The 21,192-nt window shown below is 60.0% G+C and carries 16 protein-coding genes, 1 tRNA gene and 1 pseudogene; 11 read left to right on the top strand and 7 right to left on the bottom strand.

The annotated features are described in order from the left end of the window. The first annotated feature begins 95 nt into the window (after positions 1-95). On the top strand, positions 96-1,367 hold the full coding sequence (locus AAGT95_RS12070) for an EAL and HDOD domain-containing protein (RefSeq protein ID WP_342593933.1): 1,272 nt from the start codon (positions 96-98) through the stop codon (positions 1,365-1,367). On the opposite strand, the gene AAGT95_RS12065 is transcribed toward AAGT95_RS12070, so the two are convergent. Both AAGT95_RS12065 and AAGT95_RS12060 read right to left on the bottom strand, forming a co-directional pair. After that, positions 1,351-2,358: a methyltransferase gene (locus AAGT95_RS12065; protein ID WP_342593932.1), complete on the bottom strand. Its 1,008-nt coding sequence runs from the start codon at positions 2,356-2,358 to the stop codon at positions 1,351-1,353. The genes AAGT95_RS12070 and AAGT95_RS12065 overlap by 17 nt on opposite strands. After that, positions 2,358-3,194: a methyltransferase domain-containing protein gene (locus AAGT95_RS12060; protein WP_342593931.1), complete on the bottom strand. Its 837-nt coding sequence runs from the start codon at positions 3,192-3,194 to the stop codon at positions 2,358-2,360. Before AAGT95_RS12060 ends, AAGT95_RS12065 begins: the two co-directional genes overlap by 1 nt. A 172-nt stretch (positions 3,195-3,366) precedes the next feature. On the opposite strand from AAGT95_RS12060, the gene AAGT95_RS12055 reads away from it, so the two are divergent. Next, positions 3,367-3,443: transfer RNA gene (locus AAGT95_RS12055), tRNA-Arg, on the top strand. Positions 3,444-3,535: 92 nt separating this feature from the next. Here the strand turns inward: AAGT95_RS12055 and AAGT95_RS12050 are convergent. Together AAGT95_RS12050 and AAGT95_RS12045 are read right to left on the bottom strand one after the other, a co-directional pair. Next, positions 3,536-4,339: a glutamate racemase gene (locus AAGT95_RS12050; RefSeq protein WP_342593930.1), complete on the bottom strand. Its 804-nt coding sequence runs from the start codon at positions 4,337-4,339 to the stop codon at positions 3,536-3,538. A gap of 24 nt (positions 4,340-4,363) precedes the next feature. Then, positions 4,364-4,999, bottom strand: a complete 636-nt coding sequence (locus tag AAGT95_RS12045; protein WP_342593929.1) for a LysE family transporter — start codon at positions 4,997-4,999, stop codon at positions 4,364-4,366. Positions 5,000-5,780: 781 nt separating this feature from the next. On the opposite strand from AAGT95_RS12045, the gene AAGT95_RS12040 reads away from it, so the two are divergent. The 5 genes and pseudogenes from AAGT95_RS12040 to AAGT95_RS12020 all read left to right on the top strand — a co-directional run bounded on the left by AAGT95_RS12040 (position 5,781) and on the right by AAGT95_RS12020 (position 11,703). Further along, positions 5,781-6,857 (top strand): RES family NAD+ phosphorylase, encoded by a 1,077-nt coding sequence (locus tag AAGT95_RS12040; protein WP_342593928.1) that lies wholly within the window; start codon positions 5,781-5,783, stop codon positions 6,855-6,857. Between the two features lie 108 nt (positions 6,858-6,965). Further along, positions 6,966-7,349 (top strand): annotated as a pseudogene (locus AAGT95_RS12035) (DUF6173 family protein). 585 nt (positions 7,350-7,934) lie between these two features. Beyond that, a complete protein-coding gene (locus tag AAGT95_RS12030; RefSeq protein WP_342593927.1) occupies positions 7,935-8,969 on the top strand; it encodes a hypothetical protein in 1,035 nt (344 codons plus the stop codon). 1,163 nt (positions 8,970-10,132) lie between these two features. After that, positions 10,133-10,981, top strand: coding sequence for a glyoxalase III HchA (gene hchA / locus AAGT95_RS12025; protein ID WP_342593926.1), 849 nt, complete (start codon positions 10,133-10,135; stop codon positions 10,979-10,981). After that, positions 10,981-11,703, top strand: coding sequence for a PA1136 family autoinducer-binding transcriptional regulator (locus AAGT95_RS12020; RefSeq protein ID WP_342593925.1), 723 nt, complete (start codon positions 10,981-10,983; stop codon positions 11,701-11,703). Before hchA ends, AAGT95_RS12020 begins: the two co-directional genes overlap by 1 nt. Positions 11,704-11,922: 219 nt before the next feature. Here AAGT95_RS12020 and AAGT95_RS12015 read toward each other — a convergent pair whose 3' ends face one another. Both AAGT95_RS12015 and AAGT95_RS12010 read right to left on the bottom strand, forming a co-directional pair. Further along, positions 11,923-13,713 (bottom strand): sensor domain-containing diguanylate cyclase, encoded by a 1,791-nt coding sequence (locus AAGT95_RS12015; protein ID WP_342593924.1) that lies wholly within the window; start codon positions 13,711-13,713, stop codon positions 11,923-11,925. Between the two features lie 121 nt (positions 13,714-13,834). Then, complete coding sequence (locus tag AAGT95_RS12010; protein ID WP_342593923.1) at positions 13,835-15,454, bottom strand: methyl-accepting chemotaxis protein; 1,620 nt, start codon at positions 15,452-15,454, stop codon at positions 13,835-13,837. 378 nt (positions 15,455-15,832) lie between these two features. Here AAGT95_RS12010 and AAGT95_RS12005 point away from each other — a divergent pair, with 378 nt between their 5' ends. Beyond that, the gene (locus tag AAGT95_RS12005; protein WP_342593922.1) at positions 15,833-16,585 is read left to right on the top strand and encodes a DeoR/GlpR family DNA-binding transcription regulator; all 753 of its coding nucleotides are present in this window, start codon (positions 15,833-15,835) and stop codon (positions 16,583-16,585) included. Continuing rightward, entirely contained in the window at positions 16,578-17,714 is a 1,137-nt protein-coding gene (locus tag AAGT95_RS12000) for an MFS transporter (protein WP_342593921.1), read from the top strand. Before AAGT95_RS12005 ends, AAGT95_RS12000 begins: the two co-directional genes overlap by 8 nt. 101 nt (positions 17,715-17,815) lie before the next feature. Here the strand turns inward: AAGT95_RS12000 and AAGT95_RS11995 are convergent, their stop codons facing one another. Beyond that, positions 17,816-18,250: an Rrf2 family transcriptional regulator gene (locus AAGT95_RS11995; protein WP_110603225.1), complete on the bottom strand. Its 435-nt coding sequence runs from the start codon at positions 18,248-18,250 to the stop codon at positions 17,816-17,818. 89 nt (positions 18,251-18,339) lie between these two features. Between AAGT95_RS11995 and hmpA the strand changes: the two genes are divergently transcribed. Both hmpA and AAGT95_RS11985 read left to right on the top strand, forming a co-directional pair. After that, positions 18,340-19,611 carry an NO-inducible flavohemoprotein gene (hmpA, locus tag AAGT95_RS11990; RefSeq protein ID WP_342593920.1) on the top strand — a complete coding sequence of 424 codons (1,272 nt, stop codon included), beginning with the start codon at positions 18,340-18,342 and terminating at the stop codon, positions 19,609-19,611. A 21-nt stretch (positions 19,612-19,632) separates the two neighbouring features. Next, positions 19,633-20,697 carry a nitronate monooxygenase gene (locus AAGT95_RS11985; protein WP_342593919.1) on the top strand — a complete coding sequence of 355 codons (1,065 nt, stop codon included), beginning with the start codon at positions 19,633-19,635 and terminating at the stop codon, positions 20,695-20,697. Positions 20,698-21,192: the final 495 nt, after the last annotated feature.

The following is a 21,192-nucleotide window of genomic DNA, read 5'->3' as shown; positions in this document are numbered from 1 at the left end:
AGGCCTGCAAGACCTTTGAATGAATCGGCGGAGATTCAGAAAGCGGCGTAACGGTCGATAGACAAACTCGTAAGCAGCGGCGTCGACGAATCGAGATGAACGATACCCACCGAGGACAGCCCATGCAGGAGGCCTCCGACCACCCAGCACCGGCGGTCCTGTTCGCGCGGCAGCCGATTTTCGACGCCTCTCTGGATATCGTCGCATTCGAGCTGCTGTTCCGCCCCACCGATGGCGGCCCGATGCCGATGCCATTCGATGGCAACCGGGCGACCAGCACCGTCTTGCTGAATGCCTTCACCCAGGGCGATCTGAACACGGTCAGCCAGGGCAAACCGCTGTACGTGAACTTCACCTCCGAAACGCTCAGCGACGACCTGCCGTTCGACGCTTCCCGACTGGTCGTGGAGCTGCTGGAAGACATCCCGTTCGATGACGCTATCCGCGCCCAGTTGGAAGCGCTGCGGCAGCGGGGGTTCACGCTCGCGCTGGACGACTATGCCGAGACCGATGCCACCCATCCCTGCCTGCCACTCGTGGATATCGTCAAACTCGAATACCCGCACTACAGCGAGGCAGGGTTCGATCACATCGTCCAGCAGTTACGCCGGCACTATCCAACGCTCAAGATCCTGGCGGAAAAACTGGAGACGGAGGAGGATCTCAGACGCTGCCAGCGGGCCGGCTGCGACCTGTTCCAGGGCTACTTCCTCGCTCGCCCCCAGCTCGTTCACGGCGCGGCGGTCACCACCGACCGCCTCGCCACCCTCAAGCTCATCGCGACGCTCAACAAGCCGAAAGTCAGCGTGGGCGAAATCTCGACGGCGATCGAGCGCGACCCGACCCTGGGCGTGCGACTGCTGCGGCTGGTGAATACGGCGCAGTATCAGCGGCAGGTCGACATCACCTCGCTGCGTCAGGCCGTAGCCCTGATCGGCACCCACCGTATCCGCAGCCTGGCGACGTTGCTGGCGCTGTCGGAGATGGAGGACAAACCGGAGTCGCTGCAGCAACTGGCACTGTCACGCGCCTGTCTCTGCCGTGAACTGGCGGTCGGCAACCCGGACCTGGCCGAAAAGGCCTTCATCGCGGGGCTGTTCTCCTATCTGGAAGCCTTTTTCAATCGCCCCCTTGAGGAGCTGGTCGAATCGCTCCCGCTGCACGCCTCGATCACGGAGGCACTGCTGCATCACGATGGGCCGGTGGGCACGCTGCTGGAGACCGCGACTCGGCTGGAGAGCGGCGAGTGGAACGAGATTCCCTGGGCACGCCTGACATCGCTGGGCATCAAGCCCTCGAACATCGGCGAGGCGAATCAGCGCGCCATGCAATCCATGAAGGAACTGCAGACTAGCGCCAGGCTTTGATCGCCCGATAAACCCGGAACCGCCGATCGTCGGCCAGCACCTCGAAATCGCCGAAGGCCGCCCGCAGCCACTCCGGGTACGGCAGGAAGGCGTTGGCGACCAGGGTCAGACTGCCACCGCCGACGAGATGCGCCGGCGCCTCCTTGATCAACCTCTCGGCGGGTCCGTAGTCGATGGCGCGCTCCTGGTGGAACGGCGGGTTGCTGACAATGGCGTCGAAGGTGGCGTCGATCTGGTCGTAGACATCGCTCTGGACGACGCGGCCGCTCAGCCGGTTGGCTGCCAGGCTTCGGCGGGTCGCCTCGACCGCGAACGCGTTGATGTCTCCCGCCGTGACCTCGCACCCCTCGCGGGCCAGCCAGGCCGTCAGGATGCCGTCGCCACACCCCACGTCCAGAGCCCTGATCGCTGACTTGCCGGTGGCCGGCAATGGCGACCGGGTCAAGGCCTCCATCAGCAGCCGGGTGCCGTCGTCCACCTTGCCATGGCCGAAGACGCCCGGATGCGTCGCCAGGGTCAGGCCATCCACCGTCAAGGTGCGCCAGACGGACTCGGTGTCGCCGGCGTTTTCCGCCGTGCGGGTGGCGAACAACGTGCAGCGGCGCGCCGTATCCAGTTTCCGACACGCCTGGTCCAGGCCCGCCAGCACCTTGGGAACCCGCTTGATGCCTCCCTGGTTCTCCCCCACGATCTGCAGCGGCGTGCCGGCTGGCAGCGCCGCATTCAGCGCCGTCAACCACCATGCCCCCAACGCGTGACTCTTGGGCCAGAACAGCACCGCCCCCGGCACCTCGGTGGGTGGCGGCGTCAAGGCGTCGTAGGCCGGTCGCCCCGCCCGCTGCCACGCCGAGCAAACATCCAGGTCCGCGCTCCAGACCAGCCCTTCACCTGACTCCAGCCAGCCGTCGCGTGGCGGCGCGACCCACAGCCAGCCGCGATAATCGGCATCCTGGCGCGCCAGCAACTGACAGGCGGGGGACTGCATCGCCATCAAGACATCTCCTTGGGGTCGGTGCCGTCGGCACGTCGAATCAGATAGTGAAGGTAGCGCCCCAGCCGCCAGTGCGGCTCGACCCGGCAGTAACGCTTCTCGAGCTCGATGATCGTCTCGAGTTGCGCCTCGCTCGGTGAGCGCTCGCGCAGGTAGTCGTGGAAAATCCGGATGCCGGCGACGCTTTCGATCACTAGCCCCTCCTCCCGACACCAGCGCTCGATATCGGCATGCGTCAACGGCGAGATCGGCGTCAGGCGTTGGCGCCGGCCGGTGCCCGACAATCGATCCTCCAGCGCCTTATCGAGATTGCCCTTGACCACGTTGGAGAAACGCAGCGCATCGCGGTTGAACACCATCAAGGAGAGCCGGCCGCCCGGCGCCAGCAACGCGTTCAGGATGGAGAACGCCTCGCGCGGCTGCGCCAGCCACTCCAGCACGGCATGACAGACGATCACTGGCCACGGCCCTGGCGCCAGCTCGGGCAACGCCTGGATCGGCGCCTGCAGCGTCTGGACAGGCAGCCCGCCGAAGCTGGCCCGCGCCCCCGCCAGCATGTCCGCCGAGGGTTCCGCCAGGGTGACGCGATGGCCCCGCTCGGCCAGCCAGCCGCTCATCTGGCCAAGGCCACCGCCGACATCCAGTGCCGGCCCACCCTCCGGCGGCAGGGCGCGGGACAGCACGTCGTCGAGCACCGCCAGACGAATCTGGCCCCGCGCCGTGGCATAGAGGCTGTTGGCGAACTTGTCGGCCAGGCCGTCGAAGATCCGGTCCTGTCCCACGGGAATATCGTTGCCGTGCCGCGAGCGCGAGGCGGTGTCATTAGAACAAGGCATGATATAGCGATGGCTCGAATCGGGAAGGCGGCATTGTACCAATGCCGACGCGGAGCGTCCCGGCGCAATGGCGACCGCGGGTTTATCTTGGCGAATCCGGCGCTTATACTATGCGCCGCCAGAGACGCACGCACCTTCCATTCCACGGCGGCCGTCACTGCCTACCGATCTCGCCCCCATAGCTCAGCTGGATAGAGCGGTCCCCTCCTAAGGGACAGGTCTCAGGTTCGAATCCTGATGGGGGCACCAAATCGATTTCTCCCGTCAGGCCCGACCCTGCGGCCGAGCAAGCTACCTGGCGAGCGAATCCGGCAATCTGACGTCACCGATGAGAGAGCCCATCACCGCGGCGCCTCGACGACCTCGAGCGTGAGATCGACGCCCAGTCGATCCAGCATGCGCCGGAAATCGCTGACCGAATAACGCGCGTCTTCCGTGACCAACGTCCTGATCCTCCCCGTACCCACAGTCCCGGAGCCAAGATTCGCCACCACACTCTCGGCGGGGTCCAGAAACCGACATTGAGGGCGCGCACGCTCGAAAAACGCCTTCAGCCATGGCAGGTGCGTGCTCGACAGTGTCAGCACGTCGATCTCGGGCTTCCGCCGAAAGAGGGAATCCACGAAGTCGTCGATGCTCGCCTGCGTGCCTTGCGGGTCGAACAGAAACGCCCCGCTTTCGACCAGCTCCACCATGCTTGAGGCGTTAATCAGCTCGACACTGGCACCAGCGAGGTCATGAGACGCCACGAAGCTCTCCAGCATCTCGCTTTCGACCAGCGACTCGACGCCCATGATGCCCACCGCATGATTGACCGAGCTTGCCAGCGCCGCCTCCAGGGGTGGAAATACACCGAAGACCGGCAAGCGCGTCAGGGGGCGCACCGATTCGAGTACGGTGATCGATGGCGCGTTGGAAGCGATGACGATGGCCGAGGGATCGAAACTCTCCAGAAAGCGCAACGTCCGCTCCATGACCCGGGCCAGCTCGTCGGGCGCCTTGCTCCCGTAGGGAAAACTGGCACGATCCGCGAAGTAGATCACGTCCTGTCGGGGTAAGCGCCGCTGTATCTCCGCCACGATGGCGTAGCTGCCGATTCCGGCATCGAAGACCGCTATGGGCCGGTGCAGGGCTGTCGATTCCATGAAATTCCTGATCTCCGTGAAGGCTTAGCGGTGTGAAGTGGCCAGGGCGCCACCCGCTGCCATGAAAAGCCCACCGGTGGTGCGGTTGAACAGGCGCACGCGGCGTGGCGTACCAAACCAGCGGCTGACCGTCGAACCTACCGAGGCGTAGGCGGTCATCGTCGCCAGATCGACCGCGAGCCACGTCAGCGCGAGGATCACGAACTGTGACCACTGCGGCTGCCCCAGGTCGATGAAGCTGGGAAAGAGCGCGCCGAAGAACAACAGATCCTTGGGATTGCTGATCCCTACGGTGAAGCCCTTGCTGAATAGCCGCCGCCTGGAGCGAATGCCGCTCGTAACGTCCATATTGGCTTCGGGCGATGCCATTGGCTCGGCGGGCGCACGCCACGCCTGGATGCCGAGATAGACAAGGTAGGCCGCACCTACCGCTTTCAACACGACGAAGGCGGTTTCCGATGTCGCGAGAATCGCCCCCAGGCCCAGAGACGACAGCGCCATCAAGGCAAGCGATGCCAGTGCTCCCCCCACCACCGTCGCCAAGGCGCGTCGCCGGCCGTGACGCAACCCGTGGTGCATGCAAAGCAAGGCGACAGGGCCCGGAAACAGGATAAGAGCGGTGATAACACCGAGGTACGTCAGCCATACGGCAAAATCCATCGTGTCCTGTCCTTATATAGGGCGTGATAACAACAAAGCGGGACGTTAACCCGGATGACTAGCTTGAGCTTATCTTAGCGAGCCTTGATTCGTCTCGACCTTATCGCGCCACCTGGCTCTCCCCTTCCCCGGCTCGACTTCGGGCGCGATAGCCACAAACCAGCGATATTGGCTCAGGCAATAGATAGACAAAAGGCGCATTCCTGAGAGAGCCAGAGTAAGCCAATGTGTTACCACATGGTAACGAGTGGAGTGGCTGTGGCCACTACAAAAGCTTGGCTCGGCGCGATTTACGCCGCCACCGCCGGCGCGCTGTCGACTCCCCGCCCCGCCTGCGCGCTAAATGGGTCGGTTGTGATGCAGTGTTGCAGATGGCTCAAAGCCGCACCACTACTGGGGCGGCGAGCCGATTATGGGGCCTGGAAAATGATGCGGAATGATGCATTTTGCAGCCTCCCCGACGAAAGGTGGGGGGCTTTGGATAGAGAAGTGAAACGGAATATGTCAGATTGATACCAAAGGTATTCTTAACAGGGCTTGAGAAGGCTGACAGGTTCCGACCCCAAGCTGCCATGGAGGCAATGGCAGCAGAAACGTTAATTGGATATATGTAGCATGCGTGATTATCGGAATTATGTGGCCGAACTATGATTAACGCATTGATATTTTAGTGTCTTAGGAGCTCTATGTTCACGCTGAATAACATTCTTGAGTGAGCGTGCGAGTTCAAGTGGATAAACGAGCATGCAGTCTTAATACCTGTTAGATATATGAGATCGAGATGACTTTCGAAGCTAACAAGGATAACGCAAACCTCCTATGCTCTGAATGCTTTGCGGATGAGGGATTGAGAATTGATGCTGCCAAGTATGGCCTCGAACATCATGATGCATGCCCGAATTGCGGAAAAACTGAAGGTCGCAAGCTCACAAAAAAACACATAGAAGACCTCGCATGGCGTTTTTTCGTGAGAGGTACGACAATCCGCTGTGATTACGGTGCAGCGCCCATAATCCAATACAATGAGCATCACTATCGTAAAAGTAATATCTCGCCATCTGATTGGCTCGAGAACGACATTAAGCTAATTGAAGAAGCAGCGAAGATCGGGTTCTTCCACTATGGTCCCCGGCTTTGGATGGTTGGTGAAGTGGGGCCTCTTAAGGATCTGCAAGACCCTACGACGAGGCCACAGATTATAGATCGAGTGCTAACAGAATATCCAACAAGGGTACTTGCTAAAGGCACTAAGTTTTATCGCCTTCGTATTGAGCCGATCCGGCCTGCGGATCCTGGGGAGTACGATAGCCCCCCGGTTGAATTTTCGGGAAATGGGCGCTTGTGTTCAACTGAGCTTCAAGTGATGTACGGCTCCCAGGATATCGATGTTTGCATCCATGAGTGCCGAGCAACTGCAGAAGACGACCTTTATGTGGCTACCATACGGACTCAGCAGGATTTGCGTCTTCTCGATTTGACTCATGTGCTTGAAGAGGAATGCACTGAGTTTGAAAGCCTGGATATGGCGATACATATGTTGTTTCTTGCCAAATCTCATTCATACGAAATCTCTCGTGCTATCGCAATAGCGGCCCGAAGCGGTGGTCTTGATGGTGTCATTTACCCCTCGTTCTTCAGTCTTGTTCGTACAGGCGGCCATCCTTTTGAAACCGCTTACGGCCTTTCTTTGCGTCGATTTCACCCACAAAAAAACAAGTATGCGGAGGCATTCACAATTCAAAATCTTGCCTTGTTTGGACGCCCGCTGGAAAAAGGTGTGGCACGTGTCGAGTGTATTAATCGACTTATATTAACCCAAGTTGGCTACAAAGGTCATTTCGGGCCAGTCGAGTATTGATGCACATGAACACTCCTACCAAGACCATTGAATTTGCTCCCTAGGGTCGCCGGATGCCCGCAATCTCACGCCGTTTATGGTGGCGTTATATCTCAGGAGAAAAAGCCCATGGACACTAATGAATTGATGCCCCGATTTAACCCAGCGCACTTGATGCCACCTAAAGACCAAAACCTTGCAGATGAATTCTACAGGCGATTGATTGAATGGATAAACGACTTTCACCGCTCATTAGATGAAGAGCATGAGGTGGGTGCGCGCTTGGTAAGCTTCGGTCAATCTGTTACTTTTCACATTGATGACATCGGTTACTAGAACCCCTCCCTTATTTCTTTTCAGGGAAAGAATGAGAATGGTGAGTCCGTGGAATTAATTCAGCACGTGTCACAAATCAGCATCCTTCTCGTTGCATTGAAAAGAGAAAACCTTAGTCACCCTAAACGCCCAATTGGGTTTGCAAGTTGGGAAGAATATGACTCACAAAAGACATAACTCAGCGCTCCAGCTGACACCAAGCCGCGTCGCGGACTTCCTCGGCTTAGCTTGGCGTTATGAAAATATGGGCGGCACGGATGGAAACGTGTAAAAACGAAAACTGCAAGAAGGACTTCTACGTCTCTAAGGTCGGGGGCGGTGTTCCTGGTGACAAGGAGCGAGAGCCAGTAATCTGTCCATATTGCGGTACGACTGTAAGAACTAAAATGACTTCCGCTACATTCTTAACCCGCCGAATCGAAGACGTCAAAAATTAAAAAGGATCTGTTCATGAGTTACGAGCACAAAGGGGAAAATGGGCATTCCAGACACGAACAATCTTGTTCAAATAGACACTAAACAAAAGCAGCACAAGGGTAGGAATACCAATTACTACTTCTATGATGAGGTAGATGTGGACGGTAACGTGGTCGGCAAGTATGAAGTGTGAGAATCGATGTCAATCTATACGCCTTTTGGCACTACCGTGAACTTGAAGGAGTTGTCGTAAATGAATAACCAATCGCTCAGTTCGTTTCCGGCCGGACGTCTCTGACTGGCCGACGCTTAGTTTTGCGTTAAGAGAAAGGAGTTCATCAAAAAATGCCATATTTAGCTAATAGGTGGGCGGGCCGTCTGTACGGGACTAACACAGGAAATATTTTTCTCGATTTGAGTCAGGACGGAACAAATGTGTCTGGCAGATTGAGAATAATGGACTCAATCCTTGGTGTTTCGGTCTACGATTACACCGGCTCGGTTGGCGAAGAGCTTTTGTTGCACTGCACCCCATACCAGGCCGCTGAAGGTGTCGAGCTGGGGGAGGTGAATGTAAGGGGACATTTGACGCTAGAAGGCAACGTTCGTGGAGAGTGGGAGTCGACAATCGGCACTGCTGGCACGTTTGAACTCTATCCACATGATATAACGTCAGCAGATCCTTTAGAAATGAATCGGAACCCAGAACAGATCCACAACAAAACCATTCCATTAGGTTCGGTTCGTCTTTTCAAAGACGACTTGATTCAGTTGATCGATTTCTTAAAAAAGGATTTTAGCAAAGGAAGAGTCATCGTGACTTACTCGCTAAGAGGTAGCGAGCTTACAAAATATGCCGATGACTTTTTTGAGCAGCTGGATGGAATTGATCGGCTAAACTACATCAAGATTGTAATCCAAGAGCCGGAGGCGCATGGGATTAATCGTGTAATTATCGTAGAGCTTGTGGCGAATGGGGCTAGTGAAATACGTGTTTCCGGCATCAACGAATCATGGGTTCTTGGCAAATCTGAATCTATATTTCAAACACTGAAACCAAAGCAGAACTCTTTAGTTACCACATATAGAAAGTATGGCCTTAATCTTAATGGAGCGATATTTATGGCCATGCTGATCGCTATACCCGACATGCAAGACTGGGAAAGAAGGACTATATTTGTAATATCAGTTTTTTTGTTGCTCAATTTTTTGATATTTTCTCATAACAAATTTATACCGAATACCGAAATTTATCTTAAGCAAGTTAAACCAGGGTTCTTCAAGCGAGCATGGCCTAGTATTTTATCCTGGGTTATTGCGGTTAGCAGCTCAATAGTTGCAGCTTATATATTTTCACTTCTTAATAGCGGTGGTTATTAACAAGTTGTTGTAGTTCGCTCCGGCCTAGGGCCTCAACCGGACCCCGTGACGAGGTGCCGCTAAACAAAAGTGTTACAGAGAGCTTTCCTAAAATCCGCTTCTGGCCGGATGCCGCCACTCAAAAGTTACTCGCCACGGCTCGGACTTTGACGAATTTCGTTAGCGGCGATCCCGTTTCTCGACGGGAGGCCAACCGGCACGCGCGTAGAATGCACAGGCTCGACTGCCAATCTCGTTTTTAGCCAAATCTAATCGAATTTGGCGAATAGATGGCGCTCGGCTATCTCGAGGGGTAACCGGCCCACACATAGTCCTTCATGGTCGGCGCGGACGAACAGTCCAAACACGCACCCGGTCTCGTCACGAACTATCGAAAAGCCGACGGGTACTCGATCAATCTCCGCAACCCAGAGACAAGGGCACTGGGCGAGCATGGCGGTAATTGCCATCAGTGTGATGCCCCTTTCGGCGAGCTGTTCGAGCGAAGGTGATTATCCGCCACGCCGGTGCGAATGGCGAAGATCTCCCCGGTGTCCGTCTCTCTCGCGTCCCTCACTTGAATTGACACGTGTCGATACCTTGGTAACGATTGAAAAAGCCCGTGGGCGATCAGTTTGGGGCACACCGTGACCTCAGGCCAGCTTACTTGGCGGCTGGGAGCCATCGTGGCTACTTGGTCGAGCGATGCGCAACCATACGGCCAGCTTTTGAAGCTGGGAGGTATATTGTATGGTATATCCAAATTTTCGAACCTAGGTAATGTGCCGATAAAACAGATATTTAACTTTCATTATAGAATCCTGATGGGCACCAGACTGCCTTCCCCCCGATATTTCCCAGAGACCTATCACAGCCCCGTTGATCACGGCTTTCTATCGCCATCGGTGCGCCCCTTCTCTCAAGAGCGGTACACGCATGGCGGGATCAATGGCCAATCTCCTGCTCCCCTGGCTCGATTGTCACATGTAAACCGGCATGCTCTTGTCCCCACCAAAGACCGCAGCAACCAAGCTAAGCTTCGGGGACAGCCAGCCCCGCTGATCATGCGGCGCGAGCCACGAACTCACGAGCAGGTGCCGCCGCGTTAGGGGATATCCCGCATTTTTGCGCGGTCCTGGGAGAGATAGGTTGTGTGGGATACCCGTACACGTAAGGAGTCTTCGATGAGCGATCAGAACACCACCGACAAGCAGCCACAGCGCGACCCGGCCGAAGAGAATGCGTTCTTCCCCTCGCCCTATTCGCTGAGCCAGTTCACCGCGCCGAAGTCCGACCTTGGCGGTGCCGACTACCCTACCCCCTATCAGGGCGACAAGAAGATCCTGATGATCGGGGCAGACGAGCGCTACCTGCTGACCGACAACGGCAGCTTCTTCTCGACCGGCAACCACCCGGTGGAAACGCTGCTGCCGATGTACCATCTCGACAAGGCCGGATTCTCCTTCGACGTGGCCACGGTCTCGGGCAACCCGGTGAAGTTCGAGTACTGGGCGATGCCGTCCGAGGACGAGGAGGTGAAGCGCTTCTTCGGCAGCTACCACGAGCAGTTCAAGCAGCCGCTGAAGCTGGCCGATGTCGTCGCGGATGGGTTGGATGGCTATGCGGCGATCTTCATTCCCGGCGGACATGGTGCGCTGATCGGCCTGCCCGAAAGCCGGGATGTCCGGGCCACCTTGGAATGGGCCTCCAAGCAGGATCGCTTCGTCATCTCGCTCTGTCACGGTCCGGCCGCCTTCCTGGCAGCCGGTGACAGCGGTATCTATCGCGGCTACAAGATCTGCGCGTTCCCTGACGCCCTCGATGCCACCACGCCGGACATCGGCTATATGCCAGGCCACCTGACCTGGAAGTTTGGCGAGAAGTTGAAAGCCCAGGGCTTCGAGATCATCAATGACGACATCTCCGGTGCCGTCCACCAGGATCGCAAGCTGATCACCGGTGACAGCCCGCTGGCCGGCAACGCCTTGGGCAAGCTGGCAGCCCAGGCCATGCTCGAGGAACTGGCTGGCTGATGGTCTCATCCCCGTCGGCAGCGTCAGGCATCCACAGTGCCCTCGCGATCGAGGGCGCTGAAACCCTGGCGACAATCCAGGCAGAAGTCCGCACCTTCGCCCGGCAGTTCGGCTATGACCGCTTCGTGCTGTTCTCGGCTTCGACCTCGGAGGAGGGCCTGGTCGAGCGTATCTACTGGGTCGAAGGTGACTGGTTCGGTGACGGCCAAACCGTCGATGCCGAAACCTACGTGCGCCATTGCCCGGTGACTCGCCATATCTTCGAAGCGCGTGAGCCGTTCTTCTGGACCAAGACGACCGATGACGGTGGCGAGCGCTATCGCGTGATCCGCATACCCCGTGGGCCAGGGCTCCATGGCATCCAGGTGCCAGTGTTCGGCCCGCAGGGGCTAGAGGGCGCGATGAGCCTGGGCGGTGAGCGGATAGACGCTTCACCTCAGGCAAGGCTGGCCATCGGACTCGTGGCCAACGCCGCTTTCTTCAGGGCCCGGCAATTGCTGGAGTCGCCAATGGAAGGCACCACCGGCAGCTTGTCCAGTCGCGAGCGTGAAGTCCTGACCTGGATCGCCGCCGGCCGACGCCAGACCGAGATCGCCGCGATACTCGGCCTGTCAGAACGCACGGTCGAAAATCACTTGAGACGAATTCGCCAACGCCTCGGCGTCACGACCACCGCCCAAGCGATCAGCATTGCGATACGCCGCGGCGAGATCGGTGCCTGAACCGAGAAGATCGGCTTGTCGCCCCCTGCCTCGCTGTCAGCGATTCCGGCGCATGAACGACGCTACCAGACCCAACTCGACACTTGTCGGGGTATCGGGCGATGTTCCGCTAGCGGCGGGACGGCGTCGAACGCCAATCCTCTTTCACTCGACAGCGTTTCGGCCGGGTGCCAGCGATGATCGATATGAGCCGTCGTCGCCGTCGTCGCATTGGGGGCATCAAGCGCTCGAGCGTTGCCGGGTGGCTTCCAGCGCGGCCTCGAGGCTCAGAGGACGATGGAAAAAGTATCCCTGCCCGGCGTCACATCGAAAATCCCGCAGCCGATCGGCAGTCGCCTGATCCTCGATCCCCTCCGCCACGATCTCGAAGCCAAAATGCTGCAGCATCTGGATCAGACGGAACACGATGGCTCTGCTGTCGGCGTTGCTGGCGACGTCGCTGACCAGGCTTTTGTCCAGCTTGATGACATCGGCGGGAATTCGCCGGAGATAGTTGAGATTGCTGTAGCCACTCCCGAAGTCATCCAGCGCCACCCTGACCCCGGCATCTCGAAACACCTGGATGGTTTCGACCGCGCGGGGGTCCTGGAGCAGCTCCTCCATTTCCAGGCACTCCACTTCCAGATATTCGGGGCTGACGCCCTGCTCGTCCAGCATGTCGAGAATATCAAGCGCAAAGGATTCCTCGAGCAAATTCGTGGTCGTGACATTGACCGAGACGACCATGGGCACGCCCTCGAGTTCGAATCGCTTGATCGCGTAGATCGCCTCGCAGACAACCCATTGGGTCAGGGGAGTGATCAAGGTGGTCTGACTGATCAACGGAATGAAATCCAGGGGCGGCACATTGCCATACCGCGGATGATTCCACCGAAGCAGAGCCTCGACACCCACCACCTCGCCCGATAGCAGGCTCACTCTCGGCTGGTAGACCAGATGCAACTGGTCGGATGCCTGAAGCGCCTCCAGCAGGCCTGTCGTGAGTTCGAGCTGGCGGCGCTGCGCCTGGTCGAACTCCATACAGTAGGGCATCACGGGTTTTCTTTTGCTCAACGCCTCATGCAGCGCGCTCAGCGCCCGGCCAAACGCATCGACGGGCCTGGTGACCCGGGGTTCGAAGTCGTAATAGCCAGTGCAGAGGTTCAATCGGGTCGGCAGATTCGTCTCGTATTCACCGTCCGACAGTCTGACGGCCAACGCCTCCAACGCCGTGAAGGCAACCCGTCTATCTGCCTGGGTGACCAGGATGGCGAATCTGGAAAGCGTTACCGCATAGAGAATCTGATTCGAGGGCAATGAGATTCTCAATAGATTGGCGACATCCCGCGACTGACTCTCGACCGCATCGATGCCAAATCCGTGGATCAGCTCGTTGTAGTAGCCCGGCCTGGTGGTTTCGACGAATATCAACGTCGCTGGCAGAGCCGCCTGTTCGGGCGCTCTATCATTGAGCGTTTTCAGATCCCGGATCAGTTTCTGCCGATTGGGTAACATCGTGACGGAGTCGATGAACCCAACGGTATTGCTGGTCTCGAAGATGCTCTTGGCCAGCTCGGCAAGGGTGACGAGTATTCCGCGCTCATGCTCGCTGAGCGAGCGCGGCTGGTAGTCGATGGCGCAGACACAGCCGATGGCCTGCCCCTCACTGGAAAACACCGGCGCCCCTGCATAGAAGCGAATCCGGGGTTCGGCAAAAACGAGAGGGTTGTTCCGATACTCTTCGTCGAGCGTCGTGTCCTCGATCACCGTCAGCGCATTACGCTCGATGGTGCGCTGGCAGATGGCCAGATTGGCAGGCGTCTCGCTCACTGGAAAATTGTGCTTCGCCTTGATCCACTGGCGCTCCTCACCGATCAAGGTCACCAGGCTTGTCGGCACGCCGAGGAGTTGCGTCACGAGCCGGGTGATATTGTCCAGCGAGCGGTCAGGCCCAAGCTGAGCGAGTCGCTGGGCCTCCAGCATCGCGAGCTTCTGGCGTTCGCTACGGGTCAGGTTTCGATCGACGCCCAAGCCTTACTCCCGAATGGTGAGCACATCGGAACAGATCTTTCTTCCTTATCGGCTGTCGCGAGCACAAATTCAACCGATACGAAATCAGAGCGCCCCGTCGACGGGGCGCTGAGTGAATCGATCAGAAGGCCTCCCATTCGGCGCTTTCACTTGCCCGCCCTGAAGTCTTCGGCCTGGGCTGACTCGACACCATCTGTTGCCTCACGGTCGGATTGGCACGGTCGCTGGTCACCCGTGGCGCAGCGCTGTCGATCTCTTCGGCCCCCTTGAAAAAAGAGACTTCTCTCAACAGCTCGGCCGCTTGCTTCTGCAACGACCGGCTCGCCGCGCTGGACTCCTCCACCAGACTGGCATTCTGCTGGGTGACGCTGTCCATCTGCGAAACGGCGGTATTCACCTGATCGATGCCCTGGGACTGCTCACGGCTGGCCACGGCAATCTCTCCAGCCAGGGTGGTGACGCGATGGATACCCTCGACGATCTCCGCGAGCGCCTTCCCGGCCTGATCGACCAGAGCAGAGCCGGCGTTCACTTGTGTGATGCTCTCTCCAACGAGCCCCTTGATATCCTTGGCGGCTTCAGCGCTTCGGCTGGCGAGGTTGCGGACCTCGCTCGCCACGACGGCAAATCCGCGCCCCTGTTCGCCCGCCCGGGCGGCTTCCACCGAGGCATTGAGCGCCAGCAGATTGGTCTGGAAGGCGATTTCGTCGATCAGCCCGACGATGCCGGCAATTTCCTGACTGGAAGCATTGATGCCACTCATGGCCTCGACCGCCTTCTGGGCGACCTCGCCTCCCGAGCTGGCCTGTTGACTGAGCTCATTGACCAGACGGTCGGCGGCCAGGGCGTTCTCGGCGTTCTGCCGAACCGTTGAGGTGATCTCATCCATGGACGCGGCGGTCTGCTCCAGGCTCGCGGCCTGTTCCTGGGTGCGACGACTCAGGTCGTCGGTGCCTTGGGCGATTTCATTCGCCGCGATATCCACGGATTCTGCATTTTTTCGCACGGTCAGGACCACGCTGGAGAACCGCTCTTCCATCGTCTGGAGGGAGCGGAGCATGTCGCCGAACTCATCCTTGCAGCTGATGTCGATGCTGTTGCCGAGCTTTCCTTCAGCCAACGCGTCGGCGAGTTCGCGCGCCTTGCCCAGTGGCATCATGATGCCGCGTATCAGCCAGATGGAGAGTCCCACCCCGATGATGATAGCCAGAGCGATAGCGCCAAACGTCAAGGCGCGCGTCAACTTGTAATCCCCCGTGGAACTCACATAGGCGCTACTGGCCTGCTGGCGATTGAGTTCGACCAGTTGACTGATCATGTTCAGGACCGAGGTGTATCCGCTGTTGAGACGGGTGCTGGAAATCTCCTTAACACGCTGGAGGTCCTGCTGCATCATCGCCTCATACTGCGCCTTCAGATCGACGCGCAGTGAACTCAGCGCGGTCTCGAACTGCACGGCCAACTGTTTCTCGGCGTCGCTATCGACTCGCTGGGGAAAATAGTCGGCCCAGGCTTCATCGATCGCGGCATCGTTCTCGGCCAGGGTCTGTTGGAGCTTGCCCAAGGTGTCGGCGTCCTGATCCCGCTGTGCTTGAAGTGCCAGCACCCGGTTGCGCAGGAGAAGATTGCCGACCCGACTCAGATCCTCCATGGTAACGACGTTACCTTCGTAGGTTCCCTGCATTCTTTGATTGCCGCTGCTGAGAGCCCATAGCGCGAACAGTCCGATCACGACCGCCATCGAGACGCACAGCCCCAGGCTCACACCAAGACGCAATTTGACACTTCGATTGAGTAAAAACATCCATCACCTCTCCATGATGCCCTTCGCTTCCTGCGGTGGGCGATACCCATCACTGCGGCTGGAGACCTGGGAGCGCGTCCCGTGAATCAGCCATCTCGCTTGACATATCGGCACCTTGTTACAAAAGCTTAATAATAATTAGCAATCGGGATACATAAACAGAGTTGATCGCGTAACGGCCAGCGCATCCGGAAGTGTCGGTCGTGCGGGCCAAGCTCTTCGCTCGGGTCGGGATGAGCCAAGAAAAATCCGGACCTGGTTGCATAAAAATGCACATTACCGCAAATTACAGCACAAAATTGCAGGAGCGCCGCCATGCTCAATGTTCCCCATACCCGGCAACAGAAACTCCTGGCACGGCTCGCCAACGGCGATGAACTGATCGCCCAGGAGCTTGCCGTGGAGTTCGAGGTATCGCTGGACACGATCCGCCGCGACATCATCGCCCTGGAGCAGCGGGGCGAAGTGCAACGGGTTCGCGGCGGCGCGGTCTCCGCCGCGCCTCCGTCACCGCCGATGCAGTATCGAACCTCGAGCCAGAATCCTGCGATCGCGGCGATCGCCTCCCGCACGCTGCGCGAAATCGAGGGTGCGTCCACGCTGCTGCTGGATGGCGGCACTACCCTGCTGGCGGTGGCCGAGCGGTTGCAGCCCAAGCCGGGCTTATTGGTCATGACCCCGTCGCCATGGATTGCCGTGGCCTGTCAGAAGAACGGCGTCGAGGTGTTCATGCTGGGAGGAAAATTGAGCCTTAGCGGCGGCATCAACGTCGGCGATGCCGCGCTGCTGGCCACGACGGATGTCCATGTCGATATCGCCGTGCTCGGCGTCTGCGGAATCGACCCGGCCTTCGGCCTCAGCGCCGATGACCTGCACGAGTCGCAGCTCAAGCTCGCGATGACGCGGGCGTCGGCCAGAACGATCGCCCTGGCCTCCCGCGAGAAGATCGGTCGCCGCGCACGCTATCGCGCGGTCGCGCCAGAGTATCTGGACTGTCTCATCACCGACGCCGACGCCAGCGCCGTCACGGATTTCAATCAAGATGGGATGGAGATCATTCATGCCTAGTGCACGCCGGATCTGGCTCGCCGTTGCCGCCGCTTTCATCCTCAACGGGGGCCTGTTCGGCGCCTGGGCGTCGCGGATCCCGACTGTCGTGCAGCGCAACGGGATCGACGGCGGTCAGTTGGGGCTGCTGCTGTTGCTGCTCGCGCTGGGCGCCATCGTCTCCTTCCCGCTCGCCGGCCGGGCGTCGGACGCTTTCGGCGCGGCACGGACGACACGCGCCATCGCGATCTTCTACACGCTGACGCTGATCCTGATCGCGCTGGCCCCGGGCCTCTGGGTGCTGGCACCCGCGCTGTTCCTGTTCGGCGGCGCCCACGGCGCGATGGACGTGGCCATGAACAGTTGGGCCGGTGAGGCGGAGCGATATATCGGCAGGCGAGTGATGTCGTCACTCCATGCGATGTGGAGCCTGGGCGCCGGCCTCGGTGCCGCCGCCGGCTACCTGGCGGTCAAGCTGGAACTGGGGCTGGTGATCCATTTCACCCTCTTCGCCTTGTCGCTCTACGCCATCACGAGCGGGGTCGCCTATCTTCGCTGGCACTCCGAAACCCGCCCACGCGCCCCCGGCGGCAGCCTGTTTCCGCTGCCCAGGGGCGGCCTGCTATGGGTGGGTATCATTGCCATGTGCGCGTCGATCGGCGAAGGCGCCATGGCGGACTGGAGTGCGCTGTTTCTGGTCGCCGTGACGTCGGCCAGCGAAGCGCAGGCGGCGCTCGGCTACACCGTGTTTTCGGTGGCCATGGTGGTCATGCGGCTCATGGGAGATCGCCTGATATCGGCCTTCGGCCCGACGAAGGCGGCGCGCTTTGCCGGAACCTCGGCGTTGGCCGGCGTGCTGCTGGCGGTGCTGTTTGCCAATCTCTACACCGCCCTGGCGGGCTTCGTGCTGCTCGGCGTGGGCTATGCCCTGATCATGCCGCTGGCGATCACCCGGGCCGCCAACGATCCGGAGACCCCACCGGGCGTGGCAATCGCCAGCGTCTCGACGCTGGGCTACGGCGCGATGCTGGTCGGCCCACCGGCGATCGGTTTTACCGCCCACTTCATCACCCTGCACTACGCCTTCTGCCTGCTGGGCATCCTGGCGTGCTTTATCGTCATTCTCGCGCCGACGCTCGACCGGCGCTGATCCGGCCGCGCCCCGCTAGCGGTTACCGCGATGCCCGCCCCCGACCGGGGAGGATGTCAATCGACGAACGATGCGGCTCGCCCTGGTCGGGCGCGAGCCGTTCAGGCCGAATGGCCCAGCAGCACGCGCAGTTCCTGGCGATTCTCGACCAGATCGGCCAGCACATAGCCGTCGAGCACGCCCAGAAAAGCCTGCTGGGCCTTGGCTAGCACGCCCTTCAAGCGGCAGCCCGGTTCGATCGGGCAGGTCGATTCCGGCCCGAAGCACTCCAGCAGCTCCAGGTTTTCGGTTTGCCTCACCAGCGCGCCGATGCCGATCTCCTCGGCGGGCTGCTGAAGCCGCAGGCCGCCTCCCCGACCGCGCAGGCTGGCCACGTATCCCAGTTGCACCAGGGTCTGGGCCACCTTGGCCAGATGATGGGCAGAGATGCCGTAGTGCGTCGCAGCCGCCTGCACCGTGGCCGGCATCTCATCGCTTCTCACCGCCAGGTAGATCAGCAGTCTCAAGGCGTAATCGGTATGTGTCGTCAGTTTCATCAGCGCTTGACAGTCATAATTTGGTAAATGATACTCGCATTTAAATAGGCATTTAAAATACCGATTAAAATCCTGCCAAAGGAGTCGACATGCCAACCACCGCCCAGATCGAGATTGTCAAACGGACCATCCCGGTGCTGAGACAACATGGCGAGACGCTGACCCGTCACTTCTACGCCCGCCTGTTCGAGCACGCACCCGACGTCCGACGCCACTTCAATCCCGCCCATCAGCGCTCTGGCGGTCAACAGCGTGCCCTGGCCGGCGCCATTCTCGCCTACGCCCAGCATATCGACGATCCGGCGGCGCTGAGTGACGCCATCGAGGTGATCGCCCAGAAGCACGCCTCGCTGACAATCCAGCCGGAACACTACCCGATCGTCGGCGAGCACTTGCTGGCGTCGATCCGGGAGGTGCTGGGCGATGCCGCCACCGCCGACGTGCTCGACGCCTGGGCCGCCGCCTACGACGAACTGGCGGGAGTTTTCATCGAGCGGGAACGAACGATCTACGCCGAACAGCGCGCGCATCAGGGCTGGGCGGGATTCACGCCGTTCACGATCGTGCAGCGCGAGCGTGAGAGCGACAACATCGTCTCCCTCTATCTGGTGCCGGCGGACGGCAGCGAGCCGCCCGCGCATCTACCGGGGCAGTATGTCTCGATTCGCATGCAGGATGCCGATGGCCACACTGCCATGCGCAACTACAGCCTTTCCAATGCGCCGGGCGCTGCGGCTTATCGGATCAGCGTCAAACGTGAGATCGGGGATGGCGAGGTGCCGGGCGGCGATGTCTCGAACCGCATCCACGACGGCCTGGCCCAGGGGGACCGACTGGAGCTCTCCCCACCGTGCGGTGCGTTCACGCTCGAGCTGCCGGAGCCCGACGACCGGCCACTGGTGTTCATCGCCGGAGGAATCGGTATCACACCGCTGATCTCCATGGCCCACGCGGCACTGCAAGCTTCCCCGTCGCGGCCGGTGATCTTCATCCAGGCCGTGCGCCACGGCGGGCTGCGACCCTTCACCCGCGAACTGGAGACACTGGCCGGCCGTTACCCGAGCTTCAGCCTGCACGTCTGCTTCAGCCAGCCTCGAGCAACGGACGGCGTCGGCGACCCAAGCGTCAAGCGCGGCGAGCTGGAACCGGCAGATCTACGACGCTGGATCGGCGGTTGGGAGGCGACCTACTATTTCTGCGGGCCGCTACCGATGATGAGCCGGATCGACCGAATGCTGGAAACCCACGGCGTGGCGATCGATGATCGCCGCTACGAGTGTTTCGGCCCAGCACAGCCGCTGGCCGCCCGAGCGGATGATGAGGGAGCGCTGGAGGCGCACCATGAACCGACCCTGGCCTGACACCCACCGGGAGATAGCGCCATGACCTGCAAATTGATCACCGATCTTGGCCTGAGAGCACCGATTTTTCAGGCGCCCATGGCGGGCGTCTCGACACCGGCCATGGCGGCGGCGGTCTCCAATGCCGGGGGGCTAGGTGCGCTGGGCGTAGGCGCGTCGACGCCGGAGAGCGCGCGCAGGGTCATCCAGGAAACCCGTGCGCTGACCGCTCGGCCGTTCAACGTCAACGTCTTCTGCCACGCGCCGGCGCTCCCTGACAGCGACCGCGAGCGGCGCTGGATCGAGCGCGCCCGCCCGCTGTTCGAGTCGTTCGGCGCGACCCCACCGGCACGGTTGAGGGAGATCTATGCGCCCTTCCAGGCGAGCGACGCGATGCTCGAAGTCCTGCTCGAAACCCGCCCTGCCGTGGTCAGCTTCCATTTCGGCCTTCCCCGACCCGACCAGATCGAGGCGCTGCGCCTGGCGGGCTGCCGGCTGATGGCGACCGCGACGTGCCTTGCCGAGGCCCGGCAGATCGCCGGACGCGGACTCGATGCGATCATCGCCCAGGGCTGGGGCGCAGGCGGTCATCGCGGCGTGTTCGACACCGATGCCACGGACGAGCGGCGATCGACCCAAGCACTGACCCGCCAGCTCGTCCACGAGATCCCCCTGCCGATCATAGCCGCCGGAGGCTTGATGAATGGCGCCGATATCGAGCGCGCCCTCTCCTGGGGAGCGGCAGCGACGCAACTGGGAACGGCGTTCATCCGCTGCCCGGAGAGTGCGGCCGACGACGCTTACCGGGCTCACCTGGCCTCCGGCGCGGGCACCGTGATGACGCGTGCGATTTCCGGTCGTCCGGCCCGCTGCCTGATCAACCGGTTTACCGCCTGGGCCGAAGAGGCGGACTGCAAGGATATTCCGGCCTACCCGAATACCTACGATCTCGGCAAGGCGCTGAATGTCGCGGCCAAGGAACGAGGCGAAACGGGCTTCGGAGCACAATGGGCCGGTATCGGCAAAGCGCGGGGCGACAGCCTCCCGGCAGGAGAACTGATTCTAAAGCTGGAAGAAGAGCGGCGAGCGGCGATTTCAGCCGGCTGATCATCGATTCGGATAGGCGGGCAAGATCGATGGGTAATCCAGTCGGAGCAGTCAGCACAGCGGATAAGAGACCCTGTCGTGACAGGCCTCAGATACGCTGCTGTTCCTTGCCAATCAGCTCCACGGCATCCTGCCATGCGTCCCTGTGCGAACCGCTTCCTGCGGTTTCCTTCCGTTGATTCGGTACCTCCCTGGTACCGACCCCCACAGTAGACGGGTTATTCGGTGAATAAGTTGATCCAGATCATCTAACGCGAAATAAAATGCGATGCTCGAGAATCCGGCTGTCGCCAGCCGGCCGCATCCACACCAAGCCTCCCGAGGCTTCCTTGCCTAGCGTCCCTGGCGACATGTTTGGGTATGTGGACCCCGCATCATCCCTGACGCAAGGCTCACTGTGGTGCAGAAAGCCCGATCACGCCAACGCGAATATCTGGAGCGAGCGCTCTCAAGGTGACCCGGGCCATTCACAATGGCCCATTAATCATGCGCTTG

Source organism: Salinicola lusitanus, from assembly GCF_038648475.1.
Classification (GTDB): Bacteria; Pseudomonadota; Gammaproteobacteria; order Pseudomonadales; family Halomonadaceae; genus Salinicola; species Salinicola lusitanus.
Note: the sequence above shows the minus strand (reverse complement) of the source record. Positions and strands in the feature narration are given on the sequence as shown.

Coding starts and splice junctions, on each gene's coding strand:
- AAGT95_RS12065 (WP_342593932.1), bottom strand. CDS start 2,358: ATGGCGATGCAGTCCCCCGCCTGTCAGTTGCTGGCGCGCCAGGATGCC.
- AAGT95_RS12040 (WP_342593928.1), top strand. CDS start 5,781: ATGACTTTCGAAGCTAACAAGGATAACGCAAACCTCCTATGCTCTGAA.
- AAGT95_RS11995 (WP_110603225.1), bottom strand. CDS start 18,250: ATGAAACTGACGACACATACCGATTACGCCTTGAGACTGCTGATCTAC.
- hmpA (WP_342593920.1), top strand. CDS start 18,340: ATGCCAACCACCGCCCAGATCGAGATTGTCAAACGGACCATCCCGGTG.
- AAGT95_RS12010 (WP_342593923.1), bottom strand. CDS start 15,454: ATGGCGGTCGTGATCGGACTGTTCGCGCTATGGGCTCTCAGCAGCGGC.
- AAGT95_RS12060 (WP_342593931.1), bottom strand. CDS start 3,194: ATGCCTTGTTCTAATGACACCGCCTCGCGCTCGCGGCACGGCAACGAT.
- AAGT95_RS12000 (WP_342593921.1), top strand. CDS start 16,578: ATGCCTAGTGCACGCCGGATCTGGCTCGCCGTTGCCGCCGCTTTCATC.
- hchA (WP_342593926.1), top strand. CDS start 10,133: ATGAGCGATCAGAACACCACCGACAAGCAGCCACAGCGCGACCCGGCC.
- AAGT95_RS12070 (WP_342593933.1), top strand. CDS start 96: ATGAACGATACCCACCGAGGACAGCCCATGCAGGAGGCCTCCGACCAC.
- AAGT95_RS12005 (WP_342593922.1), top strand. CDS start 15,833: ATGCTCAATGTTCCCCATACCCGGCAACAGAAACTCCTGGCACGGCTC.
- AAGT95_RS12030 (WP_342593927.1), top strand. CDS start 7,935: ATGCCATATTTAGCTAATAGGTGGGCGGGCCGTCTGTACGGGACTAAC.
- AAGT95_RS12020 (WP_342593925.1), top strand. CDS start 10,981: ATGGTCTCATCCCCGTCGGCAGCGTCAGGCATCCACAGTGCCCTCGCG.
- AAGT95_RS12045 (WP_342593929.1), bottom strand. CDS start 4,999: ATGGATTTTGCCGTATGGCTGACGTACCTCGGTGTTATCACCGCTCTT.
- AAGT95_RS12050 (WP_342593930.1), bottom strand. CDS start 4,339: ATGGAATCGACAGCCCTGCACCGGCCCATAGCGGTCTTCGATGCCGGA.
- AAGT95_RS11985 (WP_342593919.1), top strand. CDS start 19,633: ATGACCTGCAAATTGATCACCGATCTTGGCCTGAGAGCACCGATTTTT.